General features: G+C 38.4%; 17 protein-coding genes and 1 pseudogene. 8 read left to right on the top strand and 10 right to left on the bottom strand.

What is annotated here, in order from left to right; all coding sequences use genetic code 11:
• Positions 1 to 23 precede the first annotated feature (23 nt).
• Positions 24 to 800 (top strand): DUF268 domain-containing protein, encoded by a 777-nt coding sequence (locus M9949_05530; GenBank protein MCO5250868.1) that lies wholly within the window; start codon positions 24 to 26, stop codon positions 798 to 800.
• A 40-nt stretch (positions 801 to 840) separates the two neighbouring features.
• On the opposite strand, the gene M9949_05525 is transcribed toward M9949_05530, so the two are convergent.
• The 3 genes from M9949_05525 to M9949_05515 are packed head-to-tail and all read right to left on the bottom strand — an operon-like array spanning position 841 to position 4,158.
• Entirely contained in the window at positions 841 to 1,344 is a 504-nt protein-coding gene (locus M9949_05525) for a hypothetical protein (protein MCO5250867.1), read from the bottom strand.
• Positions 1,345 to 1,369: 25 nt separating this feature from the next.
• The gene (locus M9949_05520) at positions 1,370 to 3,436 is read right to left on the bottom strand and encodes an AAA family ATPase (protein ID MCO5250866.1); all 2,067 of its coding nucleotides are present in this window, start codon (positions 3,434 to 3,436) and stop codon (positions 1,370 to 1,372) included.
• Positions 3,433 to 4,158 carry a UDP-2,3-diacylglucosamine diphosphatase gene (locus M9949_05515; GenBank protein MCO5250865.1) on the bottom strand — a complete coding sequence of 242 codons (726 nt, stop codon included), beginning with the start codon at positions 4,156 to 4,158 and terminating at the stop codon, positions 3,433 to 3,435. Before M9949_05515 ends, M9949_05520 begins: the two co-directional genes overlap by 4 nt.
• Positions 4,159 to 4,230: 72 nt before the next feature.
• On the opposite strand from M9949_05515, the gene M9949_05510 reads away from it, so the two are divergent.
• The 3 genes from M9949_05510 to M9949_05500 are packed head-to-tail and all read left to right on the top strand — an operon-like array spanning position 4,231 to position 6,363.
• Positions 4,231 to 4,881: a hypothetical protein gene (locus tag M9949_05510; protein MCO5250864.1), complete on the top strand. Its 651-nt coding sequence runs from the start codon at positions 4,231 to 4,233 to the stop codon at positions 4,879 to 4,881.
• Between the two features lie 5 nt (positions 4,882 to 4,886).
• Positions 4,887 to 5,621 carry a biotin--[acetyl-CoA-carboxylase] ligase gene (locus M9949_05505; protein ID MCO5250863.1) on the top strand — a complete coding sequence of 245 codons (735 nt, stop codon included), beginning with the start codon at positions 4,887 to 4,889 and terminating at the stop codon, positions 5,619 to 5,621.
• Positions 5,608 to 6,363 carry a type III pantothenate kinase gene (locus M9949_05500; GenBank protein ID MCO5250862.1) on the top strand — a complete coding sequence of 252 codons (756 nt, stop codon included), beginning with the start codon at positions 5,608 to 5,610 and terminating at the stop codon, positions 6,361 to 6,363. The genes M9949_05505 and M9949_05500 overlap by 14 nt, the downstream gene beginning before the upstream one ends.
• An 11-nt stretch (positions 6,364 to 6,374) precedes the next feature.
• Here the strand turns inward: M9949_05500 and M9949_05495 are convergent, their stop codons facing one another.
• The 3 genes from M9949_05495 to M9949_05485 all read right to left on the bottom strand — a co-directional run bounded on the left by M9949_05495 (position 6,375) and on the right by M9949_05485 (position 9,468).
• Positions 6,375 to 8,576: a TonB-dependent receptor gene (locus M9949_05495; GenBank protein ID MCO5250861.1), complete on the bottom strand. Its 2,202-nt coding sequence runs from the start codon at positions 8,574 to 8,576 to the stop codon at positions 6,375 to 6,377.
• The gene (locus tag M9949_05490; protein ID MCO5250860.1) at positions 8,566 to 9,030 is read right to left on the bottom strand and encodes a hypothetical protein; all 465 of its coding nucleotides are present in this window, start codon (positions 9,028 to 9,030) and stop codon (positions 8,566 to 8,568) included. Before M9949_05490 ends, M9949_05495 begins: the two co-directional genes overlap by 11 nt.
• 114 nt (positions 9,031 to 9,144) lie before the next feature.
• Positions 9,145 to 9,468 carry a hypothetical protein gene (locus M9949_05485; protein MCO5250859.1) on the bottom strand — a complete coding sequence of 108 codons (324 nt, stop codon included), beginning with the start codon at positions 9,466 to 9,468 and terminating at the stop codon, positions 9,145 to 9,147.
• Between the two features lie 149 nt (positions 9,469 to 9,617).
• Here M9949_05485 and M9949_05480 point away from each other — a divergent pair, with 149 nt between their 5' ends.
• The gene (locus tag M9949_05480; GenBank protein MCO5250858.1) at positions 9,618 to 10,085 is read left to right on the top strand and encodes an SRPBCC family protein; all 468 of its coding nucleotides are present in this window, start codon (positions 9,618 to 9,620) and stop codon (positions 10,083 to 10,085) included.
• Here M9949_05480 and M9949_05475 read toward each other — a convergent pair.
• On the bottom strand, positions 10,075 to 11,535 hold the full coding sequence (locus M9949_05475; protein MCO5250857.1) for a potassium/proton antiporter: 1,461 nt from the start codon (positions 11,533 to 11,535) through the stop codon (positions 10,075 to 10,077). The genes M9949_05480 and M9949_05475 overlap by 11 nt on opposite strands.
• A 33-nt stretch (positions 11,536 to 11,568) precedes the next feature.
• On the opposite strand from M9949_05475, the gene ubiE reads away from it, so the two are divergent.
• Positions 11,569 to 12,264: a bifunctional demethylmenaquinone methyltransferase/2-methoxy-6-polyprenyl-1,4-benzoquinol methylase UbiE gene (gene ubiE, locus M9949_05470; GenBank protein MCO5250856.1), complete on the top strand. Its 696-nt coding sequence runs from the start codon at positions 11,569 to 11,571 to the stop codon at positions 12,262 to 12,264.
• An 8-nt stretch (positions 12,265 to 12,272) separates the two neighbouring features.
• On the opposite strand, the gene M9949_05465 is transcribed toward ubiE, so the two are convergent.
• From M9949_05465 to M9949_05455, 3 genes are all read right to left on the bottom strand, one after another.
• Positions 12,273 to 14,612, bottom strand: a complete 2,340-nt coding sequence (locus M9949_05465; protein MCO5250855.1) for a CotH kinase family protein — start codon at positions 14,610 to 14,612, stop codon at positions 12,273 to 12,275.
• A gap of 234 nt (positions 14,613 to 14,846) precedes the next feature.
• Entirely contained in the window at positions 14,847 to 16,040 is a 1,194-nt protein-coding gene (locus M9949_05460; protein MCO5250854.1) for a T9SS type A sorting domain-containing protein, read from the bottom strand.
• Positions 16,041 to 16,564: 524 nt separating this feature from the next.
• On the bottom strand, positions 16,565 to 18,715 hold the full coding sequence (locus M9949_05455) for an OmpA family protein (protein ID MCO5250853.1): 2,151 nt from the start codon (positions 18,713 to 18,715) through the stop codon (positions 16,565 to 16,567).
• A 334-nt stretch (positions 18,716 to 19,049) separates the two neighbouring features.
• Between M9949_05455 and M9949_05450 the strand changes: the two are divergent.
• Both M9949_05450 and aspA read left to right on the top strand, forming a co-directional pair.
• Positions 19,050 to 19,199: pseudogene (locus M9949_05450) on the top strand (cyclic nucleotide-binding domain-containing protein).
• 132 nt (positions 19,200 to 19,331) lie between these two features.
• Positions 19,332 to 20,774: an aspartate ammonia-lyase gene (gene aspA / locus M9949_05445; protein MCO5250852.1), complete on the top strand. Its 1,443-nt coding sequence runs from the start codon at positions 19,332 to 19,334 to the stop codon at positions 20,772 to 20,774.
• Positions 20,775 to 20,793: the final 19 nt, after the last annotated feature.

Here is a 20,793-nt window from a genome sequence, read left to right as displayed (position 1 = left end):
TGAATTAATTTAGCACTGAAAGTATGAGAAAATTCAACAACGGATTCAAAGATAATGCCTATCTTGCATATAGGTGGCTTAGTCAATTTCTAGACCCAATAAAATTTGTAGGGGCATTCCCGCGGTATTTCCGTTTCTTTGGTGATTGGATTCGCTATCGAAACGCTGTAGGTGCAGAGAAAATTCGATTTATGGATACTTATCCTAACCTTCACGACCGAATGGAGACCACTCCATTCGATAGGCATTACTTCTACCAAGACATTTGGGCATATAAGAAAATTTACGATTCGAAAGCACCCGAACATATTGATGTAGGGTCGTCTATCAAAACTATCGGATTGCTAACAGCGGTTACCCACGTTACATTTGTGGACATTCGCCCATTGAATGCGAATCTTAGCAATTATAAATCTGTCGCAGGGAGTATTCTCGAAATGCCCTACGAGAGTGATTCGGTAAATTCGCTTTCTTGCTTACACGTTGCCGAGCATATTGGATTGGGGCGTTATGGCGACCCGCTTGACCCTTTGGGTACAAAAAAAGCATGCAAGGAATTGCAAAGGATATTGGCTCCAACCGGCAATCTCTACTTTTCGCTACCGGTCGGGAAACCAAGACTATGCTTCAATGCACACCGAATTCATTCACCGGCTCAAATTTTCGAATATTTTGACGAACTTCAGTTAGTCGAACTTTCCGGAATTGACGATGACGGCAATTTCATCCAAAACATAGACATTTCCATTCTCGAAAATTCTGATTATGCTTGCGGGCTGTTTCAATTCACGAAAAAATAGCTTATTATTTTTTTAGTTTTAGTAAATGGGGAAGGAAATCTTACTTATTTACTTCATTCCACCAATTTCGAATTTCTTCTACTTCTTCCGGGCTTGTTTTTGGGCAAATATAATAACCGATTGACACTTTCTCTTGATTGCGAAATGCATTAAGAAACTTTATAGCATAACCACCGACATCGGCATCTTCCTCTGTTGGAATATTGGACGAAAGAGGATTGACAAGACAATCACATTTTTGAGTTGATTCAACCATTGTCATTAGTGTTTCAATATCAGATTTAGTCACCCAATCGTCGGGGAATTCGTCCATAATTGTGGTCACATTCACTTCTTTTGTTCGATTTTCCTCAATCATTAAATGCTGAATCAGACTTAGAGGCGTGTAATAATCCGGATTCAGCCAATTAGAATTACCACGGCTCATTCGCTCCGCATTTTCTTTTTCATCAATGATTTCGATGCTCATGTTCGGGGAAACTTGCCCCAAAGCTGCACCTGAAAGCACGACCCAGATAATAATAATTTTAGATATGATTTTCATTTGTGAATTTCGTTTATTTATTCACTTAAACAAGCTCTTTTAGCTCTTTTCCGAAATTTTCAAATTTGAGTGATTTGCTCAATTTATTTGCAGCTTCATAATATCCCGAAGCCTTTCCGGCAGAAGAATTCTTGGTTATTATCGCAATCGCCGATAATAAAAGCAATTTCACTTCCGAAGGTAAATGAGTTGAAATTGATGCCGCTTTATCTAAATAATAATATGCTTTGCTCAAATTGTCTCGGTGGAAATTGTACAATGCAATGTTGACATACACAATGGATTCGGCGACAGGGTCTGTGTATGTCGAAAGCAAAGCCGATGCTTGTTTCAAATTTTCGTCGGCAGCATCAAATTCTTTTTTGGCAAGATTCGATTTAGCCGAAAGTGTAAGTATTTGAATTTTTTCTAAGTGAGTCAAATCGTCGTATAGCGACGTTAGCACCTGTTGAGATTTCAACAAAGCAGAATCATAATCGTTTTTGAGCAAATCATTGACTATAGATTTCCTGATGAATTTGAATTCAGCTGTTTCAAAGGATTGGAATGAACTCGAATCATCACCATTCGTACCGTTAATTGTGGTTTCGATATTCACGTCTGTTTGGTGGAGCAGTTCGCCAAATTCGTACTCAAAATTTTCGCTCTCCGAAGCTTTTGCCAAATCAGAATATTCAGCAACTGCATCTTTGATAATATCAGCACTGCCATATTTGTCGGCAGCCGCTTTCGCAGCTATCATCAACATATCACGAGTGGTGATTTCGTCACCGGATTCGGAACTATGTGCGGCGAGATAAGGAGCTATTTCGCTTCGCAGGTTTTCATCTTCGGTAGCTTCATATTTTTGCTTTAGCAGTGCTGCAATTTGTCCGTGCAAAGCAGTATATTCTTCATATTCGAGTGAATTTTCGAAAAATGAATGGTAAAAAGCCTGTGTGAATTTGTAAACTGTGGTTTTGACACCGTATCGAACTTGGGCGCCGATACTTTTTATAATTCCCGTATTATTTTGTAGCGAACGTAATTTTTTGATAGTGCTCAATACGTCAAGATTGAACAATTGGGAAACGATGTTTGCAGTGAATTCTCGCCCTTCGGCACTACAAATTGCCAATAAGTTTCGGTCTTCGTCCGATAGTGATTCGAGATGTTGTGCAAAAACCGATTGTACTGTCGAAGGCAAAAATTCGTTCCCCTCGAAATTCATGACCAAATTGCCTTCATTATCGAATGGAGGGAATTGGCTGAAATATTTCAAATATTCGACTATGACGCCCGGCACACCGTATGAACGGTCGAAAATCCATTTCTCGAACTCGTTATTACCACGATAGTTTGCAAAGTATTCTTTGGATAAATCGCGTATATAATCCAAAATGAAAGGCTCGAGGGCAAATTTTGTAATTGCGGGATTTTCTTCAGCTTTGTTTATATAATTATAAAAAGGCAGACCTTGTGCTTGAAGGTCGCTTTCTTTGTAACTCGCAACTATCATAATCGGGAATTCGGTAATTCTCTCAGACATCAGCCCCAGAAGCTCGACTGATTGGGCATCACTCCAGTGCATATCATCCATAAGGATTACTAAAGGCTTTTTATCGGCAAATGCAAGGAAAGTATCGTAGTAATCAGCAGCGACATTACTCACTTTTCGGACACTTTCGGAAGATTTTTCTTTCTTGAATTGCCTCCAATCTTTTCCCATTTCCTTTACTGCGTAGAAAACATCACCAATCAAAGGAATTACAGCCAATGCAGTCAATCCGACATTTTTAGCTAATCGTCGCTCCGGAGATTGCTCTTTAGAATCGAGCAAATATTCGACAGCTTTGCTGAACGAATACAGAGGTTGCAATTTGCCGATTTTGAAATCGCCGATTGGAGTGTTACTTTCAGTCAATATCGAAATGATTGTGCTTTCGTTTCTTTTCGTAAATTCGTCGAAATGCTCTAAAAGAGCGGATTTGCCCATTCCGGAATCGCCACTAAACAATATGACGCTTCCACTGCCTTTTTTTAATTTGGCAATCCCTTTTCGATATAAATCGAGGTATTGCTCAATGCCTACCAATGAATGTTTCGATTTCACAAATTATCAGTACCAAAATTTTTCAATACAAACTTATTTCCGTCAAAGACGCCATAGTGAGGATTCCGAATCCATTCGCCCAAATTGACATACAAACCATTATTGTATGCAGTGGTTTCGGCTTTGTGACGGTGTCCCATGATTACGTAATCAAAACCGGCATCAATTTTATGTTTAGCAAAATTCAACATTGCATTATCTTCCCCATAATCCTTTTTAGTCGTATAATCACGACTTGTCTTTGAACTGCTTGACGCAAGTTTTATACCAATATTTGGATGTAGCTTCAAATAAAGTGCCAACGAAGCCGGAGCACGCATTATTTTTTTAAGCAAATGATAGCCTTTATCCTTTGGGTCTTTGCCGTCACCATGCGAAATATAGAAGTTTTTGCCATTATGTTGCCTTTCGATATCTGCACCGTGAACTGGAATATCCAATTCATCCGCAAAAAAACCATTATGTCCGAAATCGTGATTGCCGAAAACAAACTCGATTTCACAAATTTTTCTCAAATCGTACAATGCGGAAAGTGTTCGATAAAAGTATTTGGGGATTACAGTATTATAGTCAAACCAATAATCGAAAATATCCCCTACCAGATAGAGTTTATCGCAATCAACTTTGATTTTGTTCAAGAATTCTATGAACAAATCTTCACGTTTGATGTCTTGTTTTCGGTCGAACAATCCAAGATGAATATCAGAAACAAAATAAATCATTGGCAATTCATTCTATAATTATATTAAATAAATAATTTTTTTAAAGGTTGTAACAAAATGTCAACAGCAAATATGTTAAGAAAAAATGACTTAGCGAAGATTTTTTTTCTGGGCTTGATTGTTGCAATGTTGAGCGGATGCTTGAATTTCAAGAAAGAATACCCGGAAATCAAGTATTATGGCTTGACTCAAGACAAGATGCTTATTGATTCCCTCCCTAGTCGTGATGTTGCCCTTTTGCTTAGAAATGTTGAAGTGCCCGAGACCTATGCAGTGCGTTCGATAATCGCAAATGTTGATAACAAAAACATTCAGCGTTACTTTTATTACCGCTGGATAAACGATTTTAGCTACTTAGCAACAGATTTTTTAGAATTAAGGCTTATTGGATACAAGCTGTTCGGTAAAGGTGTTGTCCGTAATTCGTCTATTACATTGCCGGATTACTACTTAGAAAGTAGGGTTATCGAAATGGATATACGCAATTCGACAGCTACTTCTGATAATTTTGTAGCAATGTCAATCAATTTCAACTTTTTTAAAAGAACTGAGACTACTGAAGGCAACAAGCTTTTATTCAGCCAAACATATAGCCATATGGTTAAACGCCCAAATAATTATGCTGAAAGTATTCCACCGGCTGTATCAAAAGCATTATCGGTTATTAGTGATTTTGTAGTTGCCGAGATGACCAAAACAATGGAAAGCGAAGCAGTAGAATAAGATTGATGAAACATTTTCATTATGACAGTCTCAATTCCACAAATGAGCAAGCAAAATTCTTGCTCAATGAGCATGATTCGATTATTATTACTGCCGATGAGCAGTTCGGTGGCAAAGGGCGTAAAAATAGGACATGGGTCGGCGATAAGGGTAAAAATCTCTATTGTTCGATTGGATTCAGACACAGAATCCATTCTAAAACGCTTGAACCACATTCTTATCAATTTGCCGGAGCGATTATTGCTTATAATACTATCACACGCATCGTACCAAAAGAACAAGTTCGACTGAAGTTCCCGAACGATATTATGGTGAAGGACGCTGACGGAAAATTTCGCAAAATCTGCGGTATATTGACTGAACATATTTTTTACGGCAATACTTTGCAAGCGACAATTATCGGAATTGGCATTAACGTCGAACAAATGGAATACCCCGACGAAGTCAAAGACATTGCCACATCTCTAAATCGGATGGGCTATGCTGTCACAGTGCACGACATTTTCAATTTCCTTTTCGATATCGTTAGCGAGTATAAATTTGATAGCGATAGCATTATTTATGATGAATGGCATGATTTGGTAGAAATCGAAGGGCGAATCGTAAAGCTCGTTTCGGACGGTCAAAATTATTTGGTGACTAAAGTTTTTGATGATGGCAGATTACAAGCTGAAAATATCAGTGATTCGTCTATAAAAATTATCGACGACGGAGACAGTATAAGGTATGAGTACGAATAGACAGCTTATAGCAATTGATATCGGAAACAGTAGAATCAAAATTGCTTGTAACGGCGAATTTTACGCCAGCGAATACGACACAAATTGGCAATCTCTAATCAAAAAAATTCTCGATGACGCCCCCGATGCGATTGTGGGCTATTCATCGGTAAATACTACAATCGAAATCCAACTTCTGAAATATCTTGAAGACTACAATTCAATTATCCGCATCAACACGGTCGAGTTGCTCAGTCGGCAAAATATTTTGGACTATCGCGATATATCCGGCATCGGTTCGGATAGGTTGTTGGGGATGATTGGCGCTTTGGATAATTCCAAACCACCGCTTGTAACAGTTGATTGTGGCACATCAGTTACATTCAACGTTATTGACGACACAGGCAAATGCAGAGGTGGAGCGATTTTCCCGGGTGTATTTACACAATTTCATGCTTTGGGAAATATCTCGAACGTATTGAAAGCAATTAAAATCAATTTCCAATCAGACAGTATCGGCACTTCAACTGCCGCAGCCGTCAATATTGGTGTAATAAGTTCGGTAATTGGCGGGATTGAGCGATTGCTGAAACTAACACTAAAAGAAGGAATCACAGTAATCGAAAGCCCGATTTATATCACAGGCGGATATGCTCATCATTTGGCGCACTATTTAAGCGCCGAGTATCCAAATGTAATTATGAAACAAGACTTAGTGTTGCAAGGCATTTTGAGATTGCTCGATGATTTTGCGATAGAGTAAGGCAGCATTCTCTAAATATAAAACTTGTAATTCAAGCGAAAATTTCTGCCGGGTTCGGGCATGATTGTGCGAATTTTCGATAAGTGATTTGCGTATTCAGCATTGAAAATATTATCAATATTTAGCGATAAATCGTGCAAGAACCCCAAACTCACAAATGAATACCCTGCATAAAGCCCTGCAATCCAATAGGCATCGGTAGCTTGCTCGAATGAATCAATTCGATTTTGAGCAGATGCTACTTCGAGGCGGACACCGGCGATTAGAGATGAATTGCTCCATCGCAAATCCGAATGAAACTTAAACGGTGGCATTGAGGGCAATGGCTGATTGTCGCTTTTGTTTGTAGCATTTACAAAAGATGCCACATTATTCAAACTTATCTTGTCGGTGAAATTGAACTTTACGACTGCATCAACGCCATAAAGCAATGCTTTCACACCGTCTGATTTGTAAATTGGCAAGAATTGTGCCCAATTGGTATCACCACTCGGTCTAAAAGTAATATAATGAGCATAATCATACGCAAATGCACCAATTTTCACATCAATAAAAGATTTACTGTAAAAAGTATTAAATTCGGCGCCAATTCCGCTTTCGATTCCCAGATATGGATTGCCGACTTCGTAGGAATATGCTGCCAAATGTGGACCAGCAGAGTACAATTCCTCGCTCATCGGGCTACGTCTCGAATTTGAAATCGTAAATCCTACTTTTAAATCATCCGTAATCGGGAATAAAGTCGAAAGTGCAAAACTCAAGCCCGAAAAAGTACGCTCGATAAGCAAATCTTTGTCTATGCCAATCCTTTCCTCGGGAATTAGCTTTGTGTATTCGTATCTGACAGATGAGGAAAATGACATGAAATCGAAATCGTGTTCGCGGAGAATATATGCAGCAAAATTATGTTTGTCCGTATTCGGTGTAAATACATATCCCCCACTTTTTCGATTTGTGAAATTATACTCAAAACCGTAATTACCGTTATCGAAAAAACTATCGCCAAAAGTTGCGAAATCAATATTAATTCTATTATCATTTTTAATAAATTGAGCACCAATTAATCCGCTGCTCTCATACTCTGTATGCTTATAAAAGGAGTGCAAAATATTTAAAGTAATTATATCATAAAGGCTTTCGTGAGCGTGATATGCGGAAAATACTCTAAAATTTCGTGAAAATAATTCGATATTAACTCCATTGGGATGAGCGCCGACAAATCCGCCCGGAATACCGTAATCGTTGGCATAATAATCACCTGAAGCGCCGATTGTAAAATCATCTTTAATATAAGCAGAGCCAAGCGAAAAAGTATAATTGCGGAACTCAGTATTATCCAATGTTTTGTTGGCAGAGCTGTAATTATCGGCATTTCGGAAATTCCCCATAGCATTAAAAGCCAATCCTGCGAGTGGAAAATCTGTTCGCAAGCCGATGTTATAGCCCGTGTTCATACTCTCGAGGAACACATTCCCTTCGTAAATCGCTTCGGCAGGCATAATTAGTGGGATTCTGTTGTTTTTGATATTGATAATACTACCGAACGCAGAAGACGTTTTAGTCAGCATTTTTGCCCCCGAAATAAACTCAATAGTTTCGATGCCCGAAGTTTCCGTTGCTTGAGCGTGGTCTGCAGAAGTGGCGGACAAATCGTTAATTTGGCTGCCATTTTCGAGTACTGTGATTCGAGCCGGATTGAGCCCGCGAATTACCGGAGCAGCTACAGCAGGTCCCATACTCCTGATTTCGATACCGGGCATAGACAATAGCGTTTGGGCTAAAGTATTTGCAGTGGCAATTCGTAGCTCCTTAGCTTCTAAATCGGGCTGAATTTTGCTAATCTCAAGTGGCGAAACATATCGATGGCTCGATACGACGATAGACGCTGAGCTTATGTCAGCCGGAACAATCTCGAATACATTGCGACTTCCGCCATTTGCCATAATAAAAGTTTCAAATGATTTATAGCCAATTCTTCCTATCATCAAAGTGTAATGCCCAATAGGGACATCAAGCACCTCGAATTCTCCGAAATCGTTGGTATAGCAAGTGCTTTTCAATTCTTTTATTCGGACATATGCAGAGACCACGGGCTCACCGGAACGAGCATCAAGTACGACTCCGCTGATTTTTACTGTCAACGGAGCCGAAATTGATTCTTCAAATGCCATAATCAGAGAGAAAAGCAATATAAATGAGAATTTAGTCCACATCTTCCACTTTTACTTTAATAAATCCCGACCTTACGTCAGAATGTCCGTCATGATAGACATGGAATTGGATTTCAGTTTCGCCGAGTTTCAAGCCTTCGAGATGGAATTCCCATTCTTCGCCGTCATGCTGCTCCAATTTTAATTTGCTACCGTCTTTGATTTCCCAAGAAAGAGTGTAATCTTCAGAAGTGGGTGGGTCTATTTCCTTACCGTTTTTGTCTAAAAATTTAATCTTATAATGGTCTGTATCGTTTTCATAAGGCACTATGAATTCCTCATCCGAGCCGGATTTGAATTTCCCTTGATAAATCTGCATAAATCTTGCACCCGTTTCGTCAATGAATACCCAACCTTCGGGGTCGAAATGGTCTGCGGGTGAATGGGTATCATCTGAGCAGTTGTTTAAAAATATCAGAACTGAAAGAGCGAGAATTAACATTGAAATATTTTTCATTTTATTTTCCTTTGATTGAAATAATATAATATATAAGCATGTAAACCATTACTATTTATAGGCTTACAATCTATTTGAATTAAAATTGCTAATTTAAATTTCTATAATAATATTTTAAGCTAAGGGTGGAGCTCTGCCACTATTTATATGATTTTGTTTAATCGTTGGATTGGCAAATTCTGATGAAAAAGTAAAATTTTCTTCGATTAAATTTTTTGGTGTATCATTAGATTGGAAATATTTCGCAAATTGGAACTTAACTGCCAAGCAAAGCAAACAATCATTAGAATGAGACTCTATCCATTTCCCTTGATTTAAAGTGCCGCCCGAATCATCGGGACTGTTGGAATGTGAATCGCAACAAGTTGAATGGGCACAATTGTCGTCGCCATCGTGATTATGCGAATGCCACAAATCAACAGAAAGTGTTGACAGCATTGACAAAATCACAGAAAATACTAATAATCTGTGAAAGAATTTTTTCGATATTTGAATTGCGCCATTCATCTAAAATAAAAACGTTGAATACTATTCTATATTTCATGTGTTTTTAGTAAAGAAAATTTTATCTACAATATTTAAATATAATGAAAATTTACAGATTAAATAGAAAGCAGTTGATTAAGCATGACATTAACTTTGTATGGGACTTCTTTTCCAACCCGACTAATCTAAAAGAAATCACGCCGAAGGATATGGGTTTTATTGTTACGAGCGAATTGCCAACAGAAGTGTACGCCGGATTGGTGATCACATACAAAATTTCTCCTATAGCCGGATTGCCGGTCAATTGGGTGACTGAAATAACTCACCTCGATAGGCTAAATTATTTTGTTGATGAGCAACGATTCGGACCTTATAAATTTTGGCATCATACACATAAATTCAAACTTACAGACGAAGGTGTGATTATGGAAGATACAGTTTATTATGGTTTGCCTTTCGGGATTTTGGGACGAATCGCCCACTCAATCTTTGTACGTAAGAAATTGGAGCAAATTTTCGACTACCGCTTCAAAGTACTTGAAAATTATTTCAACTCAATCAATTCTTAAGACAAGCATCAAGTTGGGGAACTGCATTTAGCTCGTCAGTCATGATAAATAGTATATCTCCTGAGTGAATTATAGTGCTGCCGCGTGGAGTTACATAATTGCCGTCACGATATATCAAAACTATTAAGGTGCTTTTGGGCAAATGTAAATCGGATATTTTTTTACCATTTGCTTTGCTCGTCTCTCCGATAACGTATTCTAATGGCTCGCTCACAACGTTTTCCGATAATTCCACAGAAAAGGGGCTTTCTTTCTTTTTGACGCTCTCGCCCTGCACCCCGAGCAACTTCGCCACCCAAGTCAGCGTTGTGCCTTGCAACAAAATCGAAATAATAACAATGAAAAATACTATATTGAATATCTCCGTTGCGTATTCGATGCCGAGCAAAAGAGGATATGTAGCAAAAACAATCGGCACTGCTCCACGAAGCCCAACCCATGACAAAAAGAGCTTTTCACGAAAAATTGACTTAGTAAATGTAAGTGACAAGAACACGGCTATCGGGCGGGCTACGAAAATTAAGACAAGCGAAATCAAAACCCCTGTTCCAATCCACGGCAAAACTTCTGATGGAAAAACGAGCAAACCCAATGCAAGGAACAAAATGATTTGCCAAAGCCAAGCTATGCCTTCGAAATATTTCATCAGCGTCTTTTTGTAGATGAAATTCGCATTGCCGAGCACTATTCCGGCAATATAGACCGCCAGAAAAGCATTGCCACCGATATAATTTGTCACGGCATATGTGAAAACCATCAGACATATGAGCAATACCGGATAGAGCCCGTCACTATCTAACCGGATTTTGTTAATTATGGTAATCATCATTTTGCCCATTACATAACCGATTGCCGCACCCAAAGTAAATTGGATGATTAGAAAAACGAACATATCACCCATGGACAAATCAGGCACGGTAATCAACTTGATTATAGTCAGCATCAACACATAAGCCATCGGGTCATTACTTCCGGATTCGAGTTCGAGCGTGGGTCGCAAATTGTATTTTAAATCTACACCTTTGTAGCGAAGAATTGAAAATACAGCGGCGGCATCAGTAGATGAAATTATTGCCCCAAGAAGCATCGCTTTATACATGGGGAATCCGAGAACAAAATGTGTGAACAAGCCAACTACAACGGCAGTAATGATAACGCCCAAAGTTGAAAGCAGAATTCCCTTTGAAACAATACTTCGGATGCTACTGTACTTAGTATCAAGCCCACCGGAAAATATTATGAATGCTAACGCAAGTGCACCCAGGAACTGCGTTACTCCCGGGTCATCATAATGAATGTTGCCAATACCTTCTGAACCGGCTAACATACCTACGATTAGAAAAATGAGCAAAGACGGTATCCCGAATTTGCCCGATGTCTTGCTCGCAAAAATACTGATGAACAGTAAAATCGAACCAATTAACAATATATTTTCGGGACTTAGTGTCATATATATTTTAAATATAGCTAAAATTATACTAAAATGAAAACTGAAAAGAGCGAACAGATTAAAAAAATGTTTGACGAAATCGCAAAAAAGTACGATACCGCCAATAATATACTCTCGTTTGGGAGACACCGCAGCTGGAAAAAATATTTCATAAAGCAGCTCGAACCCACGCCCGGTAATGCAATCCTTGATGTAGCAACCGGCACCGGAGACCTCCCTTTCGCATTCGCAAAGGCACTGAAACATGATTGCTCAATCACAGGAGTAGATTTTTCTGAAGAAATGATTGAAGTAGCAAATTCGCGAAATTCATTTGATTGCATCGAATTCAAAATTGGTGATGCCACAAAGCTCGAATTGCCGACAGAAACATTCGATTATGTTACAATGACATTCGGTATTCGGAACATTCCCGAAATCGAAAAAGCCATAGCCGAAATGACACGCGTGCTCAAAAGTGGCGGCAAATTGGGGATAATGGAATTTGGTACGCCGGATGCAGGATTTTATGGCGTCTATAAGTTTTACGCCAAGCACATTATGCCCGAAATCGGCAAAATACTGACTAAACACCCTGATGCTTATACATATTTGCCGCAAACATCGCTTGAGTTCCCATACGGAAAGCGTTTCGTGGAAATTATGCAAACGTCACCCGAACTGAAAAACATCAATTTTACTAAATTACAATTCGGAGTGGTTTATATCTATATTGCCGAGAAAGAATAGATTTAATTTTAATAATTGATTATAATTATTTTCCCTGAACGATACTCCTTATCGCCTTGGATTACAATATAATAAATTCCGGGTGATAAAGATACTCTGTACAAGTTAGTATATGTTAACTTTTTCTTTAAATATCTGCTTTCTAAATTAATCTTTTCTCCAAATAAATTAATTAGAAAAAAGTCATATTTGCCTGAAAAATTGGGCGTAAAATCAACCCTGAAGTTGCCATTAGATGGATTGGGGGAAAATCCGGGATTTTTGTCCAGCCCACCTCCGGGGTCAACTGAAATGGGAACACATCCATTAATATCAAGCTCAATTCCATATTTTGAGTAAACCTGCTCTAATATGGTACAACTTCTTTTCTCTAAAAATTCATTTATTACATCCATAATATATATCCAATATACGTAATGATGGGAGATTGAAAATCGGTTGATGAGTGTTGTGATTTCAGGTTCTAAAAATTGATATGCAATATTATAAAAAACAAAGGTATTTTGATAATATAAAAATTGATTTAAAACATCTTCCATTCGAGCGAAAAACTTATTGCAAAACATCTCATTTTCCATCAATTTCCTGAAAATCAATGTAGCACCGATATGAGTTGGTCCATGTGTAGTTGTTGTGTCTGTTGAACGTTCGAACATGTCAAGTTTGTAGTTCATCAAACAAGCATCACCATCATAGAAAGCAAATCTCCACTTGCTACCGGGAGTTTTTGAACGCCAGCATCTGAAATTATTTGCGGGCCAATCGTAATTTGCGACATATATCTGGAAAATCTGATAATCAATAAAATTGTTAATATCAATTAGTTTACTGATTTCATTATAATTTACGTAAACGGAAAAATCATTATTTTTGACAAATTCATACATCTCCAGATAATCAGTATTGTCTCCGCAATTCGGAGTACCCTGCCAATCGCCAATGATATCAACATTATTGGGGTCAATATCGTGATATGTTTCTAAATATTCTTCATCAATTCTTTCTGAAATATAATAAATACCCCAGTATTCTCCATTGAGATACAATATAGCAGGTCGCGATGCTACACCATCAACATCCAGCCCGGCGACTATTTTATTGCAAATGTAATCCTCAGCACCCGCAAAATTCCATGAGGCTGTAAACGGTTTAAAAATAAGAGTATTGAAAATATCAGTTTTTCTATCATCGAATAACTTGTAATTGAATTTAGACAAACCATATTTGCTCCTTGCATAGATTTTGAGACCTTTTTGTGGATTCCGACGTGTAGAAGTGCCATGCGTTCTTAGACCTACCTTTTGCTTAAATCCTATTTGATTATTTGATTCATAAAATTCGGCATATGCTTCTCGTTCCCAAGTATCACCTCTTAACATATAATTTCCGGACAAAAATGGATTAGTTGAATCCCAATTAACACCCGGAACTAAAATTCCGATGCTCTCATCGAATAAATCATCATAATCCGCTGATATCGAGATTATTGGAAGGCTATTATGATTTATACCTAAGGATTTGAAAAAGTACGAATGAGTTGTAACATCGCTAATCATGTCGCCATTTTCGTCAAAATATGCAGCTTTGATGATTATTGCCTTTGGGACATCCGAAATGTCAGGTGCTTGGTGCTCCGAAGGCGGTGTAATCAAAATTTGGGATATGTTTCGCTGTGAATGAAAGGAAGAATCGAGTACCAGAGCGGATTCGTATAATAATGATTCTGCAGTAGGAGTGCTACCGTCAGTGGTATAAAATATCCTTTTTTCGGGATTAGGGTTGATAATTTCCAGATTAAAAGTATTCTCGTAAATCCCACCTTCGTGCGAAAATTGCAATTGTTCATTTGAATCTTGGTAAAAATTGGCTTCGCCTGGAGTTGGGTTTACAAAAACAAAGCTTTGGCTATTACCATCGGGGAAGAGCCCATAGCTCGTGTTAGTTTCAAGTTCCTTTGCGGGCAGCATGTGTACTATTTCTCCGCCATAACTGAGAAAAATATCCTCACCTGCTTTGGCAATTGCAAAATTCGTATGCAACTCTTTGCCTATTTCAGCCCGATTCTTGTTCGATGCGAATACAATTAGATAGTGGTAAGCCTGAATTGAAGTATCCGGGAATGACCAGCGACAAAGTTGTTTAGATTTATCAGACAAGCAATATCCCTCCAAATTGACAGGCTCGCCGGAATTGTTGTAAATTTCAATCCAATCACTATCATCTCCGTCTTCGTCAAAGTAGAATTTGTTGTTGGACGACATGATTTCATTTATAAACAGTACCTGTGTACGACCGTAAACGGAGGATAGGAAGAGTATAATCAGAACAATTAATAAGCTTTTTTTCATATAAGCATACATCTTACCATACCCTAAAATGAACTAAAATAAGCTAAAACCTTAGTTGGTTTCTCATCTGTACTTTTTTGAAAATATGAAATACCTACATCCCCGGAAGAGTTTGATGCATGATTTGTTTTAATCATGATACATTGATTTTTCATAAGAAAAGGCACGTACGAGTAAAAATGTTATTGCAGTCGCATGATGTTTACCATATATGACCAATATTTAGTGAATATATCAGTATTTAACAACTAATAGAGGGATATAAAAATTTTGTCCGTTTAAACAATTTATGGATACGTAATATAATCCCGAATCGAGGTCTAAAGAAAGAACAAGCTCATTATCATTGATGTTTTCTTTATGGATAATTCTACCTGCTAAATCGAAAATTTCATATTTACTAATTATTTCTGAATTCCTGATTTGAACAAAACCGTCTGAAGTCGGATTGGGAAAAATTTCAACCTGGCTTGAATTTTCATAGTCAACATGAGTATTGCTTAAGTGCTTTATATAAAGTCCTCTGTCGGTTGCAAGGAAAAGCATGTCGTCGTATTCGAGGATGTCGAAAGCGTAAATGCCACTAACAAACTCCTCATCGTTGCTCCATGAGGAGCCGGCTGGCAAATTCTTATAACGCTTCTGAATCCAGACACCAACCATGTTTGAATTTGTGAGTGCGTATATATGTTCTTTTCCGGCGTACATTATCCTGTCTGTACCATTTTTTGTACCCACAATATCTTGGACCCATTTTTCACCATCATTTGTACTCGAAAATATTCTATTTCGTGCTGAAGCGTAACAGCTACCGTTATCATAAATCATCTTCCAGATTTCCATTCCGGGAGATAAACCCTCGTAAAAATACCCTTCAATCCATTTACCAATTTCAAAATCGTATCTGTACCAAACACCGTTAGACCCTGCTGATATAAGTAAATTATTAGGAGTCGAAGTCATTGTGTATATTTGTTGGGAATAGGTGGGTAATTCGTTATTCATTCGCACCCAAGAGCTTGTTGACTCAACAAAAACACCGTCTCCCAAAGTTGAGCAATAAATTTTACCTTTAAATTCTGAAAAACCCGAGACAGGCATCATTGAGGGACCTTTATTATTCCATGAATTACCCTTATCAGTACTGACATAAACGCCATGGGCATTTGTTCCCACATAGATTTTACCATTCAGATATGCGATTGTTGAAGCTCCGGCTTCATTATAGTCAAAGTTTATACTTTGCCAATTTTTCCCCTTGTCGGTGCTTTTGAAAATAATGCATGTGTCTGCTGCTACAAATATTGTTTCATTATTAAGAGCAATACCGGTAAAATAAATCTGCGGCAATTGCTCTACTCTCACCCATTGAGCATAGGAGTTTATTACTGTACAGAGAAAAATTATTAGTAATAATAATCTAAACATAATTAATTACTTCCTTGTTTTAAATCAGAAAGCACTACGAATAAAATCTTAAACTATTATATTTATTACTAGCTTTCTATTTGTAAACTATATAAGTTAAGCAACATAAAAATAATTCAGGGACTTAAACTTGCGCACCAAAAAGTCCCTTGCAATTTTGAAAAAAAGGAGGAATCCATGTTTAAAATGAAACCTTGATTCATCGCTTCGGCTCAAAATGGCGAAAATACCATTTGCATATCTCGAAAAGCTTTTTTCTGTTAGCAATAAACGAACATACAATATGGAAAATTGATGTTGGAAATTTGTGACATAGGGATTTTTGTCCCGTCAGATGTTACACCTGACGATATGCATCCACCAAGTCAATCTTAATTAATTTAAAGCTGTTATCGGACGTCTTTTATAATCCTCGTCCTGTCTTTGTAACAACTGTCAGGACAAGAAAGCGGAGTTGAGAATTATAAAAAAAAAGAGGCTATCCTTTTGAGATAGCCTCTTTATATTATCAATCAGAAATAATGTTATTTCTTTTTACCTTCGTCGCAAGTTCTTACAATTTCGACTGTAATACGGCGATTTTGCTTTCTGATAGCTTCCAATTCATCTTTCGATATATTTTTCAAAGCATTACCTGTTGGTTCAGGTACTTTTTCTTGCGATGAACCATAACCAATAGTACCGCGAATTTGGTCAGAAGACACACCTTGCTCAATCAACCATGCACGAACGCGTTTTGCTCTCATGTCCGAAAGTTCTTGATTACGTTTTGCTGAACCTTCTTTCGAAGCATGACCTTCAAGTCTGATTTGCAAACCTTCGCATTGTGTTACGTAGTCAAGTAATTTAGCCAAACTCGGAGCAGTTCCCGGCATATCATAATTAAATTCATCTGTATTCACGATGAATAATATGTCAGGGAAGTCTGTCTTAGTCCCTATTTTTGGTGCAGGTGGGCAACCGTGTCTTTCCGGTTCTTCTGTATTTGCAACACCCGGCGTAAGGGGACATTTATCTTCGCCGTCAATAATACCATCACCGTCAGTATCGGGATTGAGTGGGTCAGTATGCGACTGAAATACTTCATAACCGTCTGTGAGCTTATCATTATCAGTATCGGGTTTGAGTGGGTCAGTTTTGTAAGTCAGAACTTCAAGTCCGTCACGCAAACCATCGCCATCAGTATCAATGTTCAGAGGGTCAGTCTTATGGACAAGAACTTCGTCACCATCACTCAAACCGTCTCCATCAGTGTCAGGGTTAAGTGGATTTGTATTATATTTACGAACTTCATCTCCATCACTTAGTCCATCACCGTCGGTGTCAGGATTAAGCGGGTCAGTACCATGAGTAGTTATTTCGGCACCGTCATCAAGACCGTCACCATCTGTATCACGTTTTAATGGGTCAGTTTTGTGAATATTAATTTCATTCCCGTCAGTCAAACCGTCACCATCTGTATCGGCGAGAGTAGGATTAGTTTTATATATATTGACTTCATCGCCATCACTCAAACCGTCGCCGTCGGTGTCTTTCATTCGCGGATTAGTGCCGTGAGTAAGAACTTCATCGCCATCACTCAAACCGTCTCCATCGGTGTCCGGATTTAGTGGGTCAGTATTGTATTTATGGACTTCGTCGCCATCAAGTAAGCCGTCGCCGTCAGTATCAGGATTATTTGGGTCAGTTTTACGAGCAATTTCTTCACCGTCATTAAGTCCGTCAGCATCAGAATCTGCTCTGACAGGTGATGTTTTATAAGTGAAAATTTCTTCGTAATCGTTCAAACCATCACCATCAGTATCAGCTTTCAATGGGTCAGTAAAATATGTATAAACTTCTTCGCCGTCAAGTAATCCGTCTCCGTCAGAATCGGGATTGTAAGGGTCTGTTCCTAAAGCTCTTTCACGAACATTTGACAGACCGTCTTTGTCATAATCAGTTTCACCATAAATATAGTACGTGAAACCTAAGCCAAATGTCATAAACAAGTCATCAGCCGCATCTGCAGCCGCATCTTCTAATGGGGACAGGTCATCGAGGTAATCTGTTCCGGTCAATCTCAAAGTTGCACGACCGCTAAATACAAAATCATCTGTTATGTACATCTCAAAACCCGCTCCGACAGGTATTACGAAAAGATTTTTTTCGTATTTGCCAAGGGCATTGTTCGGAAGTGAACCATCGTAGCCTGTATCACCGGCTTTTGGTTCAAAATTCATCATCCCAACACCTGCAAACAAAAAAGGAACGAATTTTTGTGACGGGAAGAGATTCAATGTACCGTATAATTCATAAGTGTTTATCCGCGTCGAATTCTTTTCTTGAATTCTCGGCGAACCTATGCTTTCAAAACCCGGATATATGTCGCCTTGTTGAGCATTTTCGCCAAAATATGTAGCGTATTTGCTCAAAGCGTCTTTATCCGTTTTGTAACGTAATTGTGCTAACCCAAATGTAGCTTGGAGTGAGAAGTTTGGTACAATGGTATATCGTAAGAAAAGGTCTCCACCAAGCCAAAACTGATTGTCAGTCAGCTCACCCCAGTATTTGGTAGCCCCGGCATTGAAGCCGAATGCTATTCTGCCGCCTTCACTTTGACCGAATAAGTTCGGTTGACTTGATAAAAGGCTTAAAAATGCAAATAGAATGATAGAAGTAAACAACTTTCTCATATAATCACCTAAAAAATGTTTAAAAATCACATTAGCACATGGTTTAGACTAAGCGTCAAAATTAGACACGGCAGAATCAATATTTTAGTTTAAAAATTCATATTATTTTTGTATATTACGCGATAGTTAAATGAAAATTTTGTAATTTTGAGAATGTTTTAATTACAAATTCTGATTTATTATGAAACAAGACCCAAATAAAATTATGATTAGACAAATTGAATTATTTAAAGACCTGAATGATATTGAGATAGCTGTACTATCAGAGATAATCACTGAAAAAGATTTCCAAGCCGGCGAAATGATTTTCGAAGAGCATCAAGTTCGTCAAGCGATGTATTTGGTAGTCACCGGTAGAGTTGAATTGCTAAAAAAAGATGTTTATGGGATTGACCAAGTCTTACGAATTTTTGAAAATAACGATTTCATGGGCGAAGGCTCCTTATTGGACGATTATCCTCATTCAACATCCACACGTGCTATCGAACCAACTAAAACCTTGGTGATAGGCCGAGTAGAATTTGATAAATTGCTCTCTACTCACCCTACCTTAGTTCACAAAACTTTAGCTCGGATTTCTCGCGTTATCTCTCGACGTATGAGCTTGACGACAACAATGGTTATAGGTGCATCTGCACAATATGCCTCAGGGGAAACTCGCCATGAGCACGATTTGTTAGGAGATAGAGAAGTTCCCTTCGAGCATTACTATGGTATCCAAACTTTGAGAGCATTGGAGAATTTCAACATCACGGGTGTCACAATTGGGCATTACCCGTCAATTATTATAGCATTGGCACAAGTCAAGTCTGCTTCGGCTAAAGCCAATTACGAGCTTGGTTTGATTCCCGAAAACATGAAAAATGCGATTGTACGTGCTTGCGAAGAACTCAAGAATGGCAAATATCACGTCCATTTTGTTGTGGACATGGTGCAAGGTGGTGCCGGTACATCAACAAATATGAATGCTAACGAAGTAATTGCAAACCGTGCACTCGAATTGATGGGATATGAAAAAGGACAAAATGAGCATTGCCACCCCAACGAACATGTCAATATGTCCCAATCTACTAATGATGTTTACCCGACAGCTATCAAGCTCGGACTTATCTATGACAGCAAAAAGCTCGAAAAGATACTATTAAGTTTGATAGAATCCTTCAGAAAAAAAGCGAAAGAGTTCAAAAATGTTATCAAAATGGGACGTACGCAACTCCAAGATGCCGTACCAATGACATTGGGACAGGAATTTACTGCGTATGCAGTCACGCTCGAAGAAGAAGTGCTGAGATTGCACGAAAACTCAAAACTATTCCTCGAAATCAATATGGGTGGCACAGCAATCGGAACAGGAATTAATGCAGACCCACGATACAGCGAATTAGTTACAAAACATCTGTGTGAAGAAACCAATATGCCGCTCGTTTTAGCCCATGATTTGATTGAAGCAACCCAAGACACAGGCAGCTTTGTAATGTTTTCTTCGGCAGTAAAACGACTTGCTATGAAATTATCCAAAATTTGTAATGATTTGAGACTGCTTAGTTCGGGACCTCGAACAGGATTGGGAGAAATCAACTTGCCACCTATGCAGCCCGGCTCATCAATTATGCCCGGCAAGGTCAATCCGGTCATCCCGGAAGTTGTAAACCAAATTGCATTCAAAGTGATTGGAAATGATATTGTTGTTACTATGGCTGCTGAAGCCGGACAGCTCCAGCTAAACGTAATGGAGCCTATTATCGCACAATCAATATTCGAATCAATGGAAATGCTCACAAACGGGATGATGACATTAAAATATCGTTGTATTGACGGAATCACAGCCAATGAAGAACACTGCCGCGATTTAGTCTATAATAGCATCGGGCTTGTAACCGCTCTCAACCCGATTCTGGGATATGAAAAATGTACAAAACTCGCCAAAGATGCCCTATCATCACGAAAAAGCGTTTATGATTTAGTTCTCGAATCGAATTATATGTCCAAAGAGCAATTAGACGAAGTTCTCAAACCCGAAAATATGCTCAGACCGGTTACAATTGAAAGAAAATTCTAAGCAAAAAAAATCAACCGTA

It is taken from the genome of Candidatus Kapaibacterium sp. (assembly GCA_023957315.1).
Lineage (GTDB): Bacteria > Bacteroidota > Ignavibacteria > Kapaibacteriales > UBA2268 > PGYU01.
Note: the sequence above shows the minus strand (reverse complement) of the source record. Positions and strands in the feature narration are given on the sequence as shown.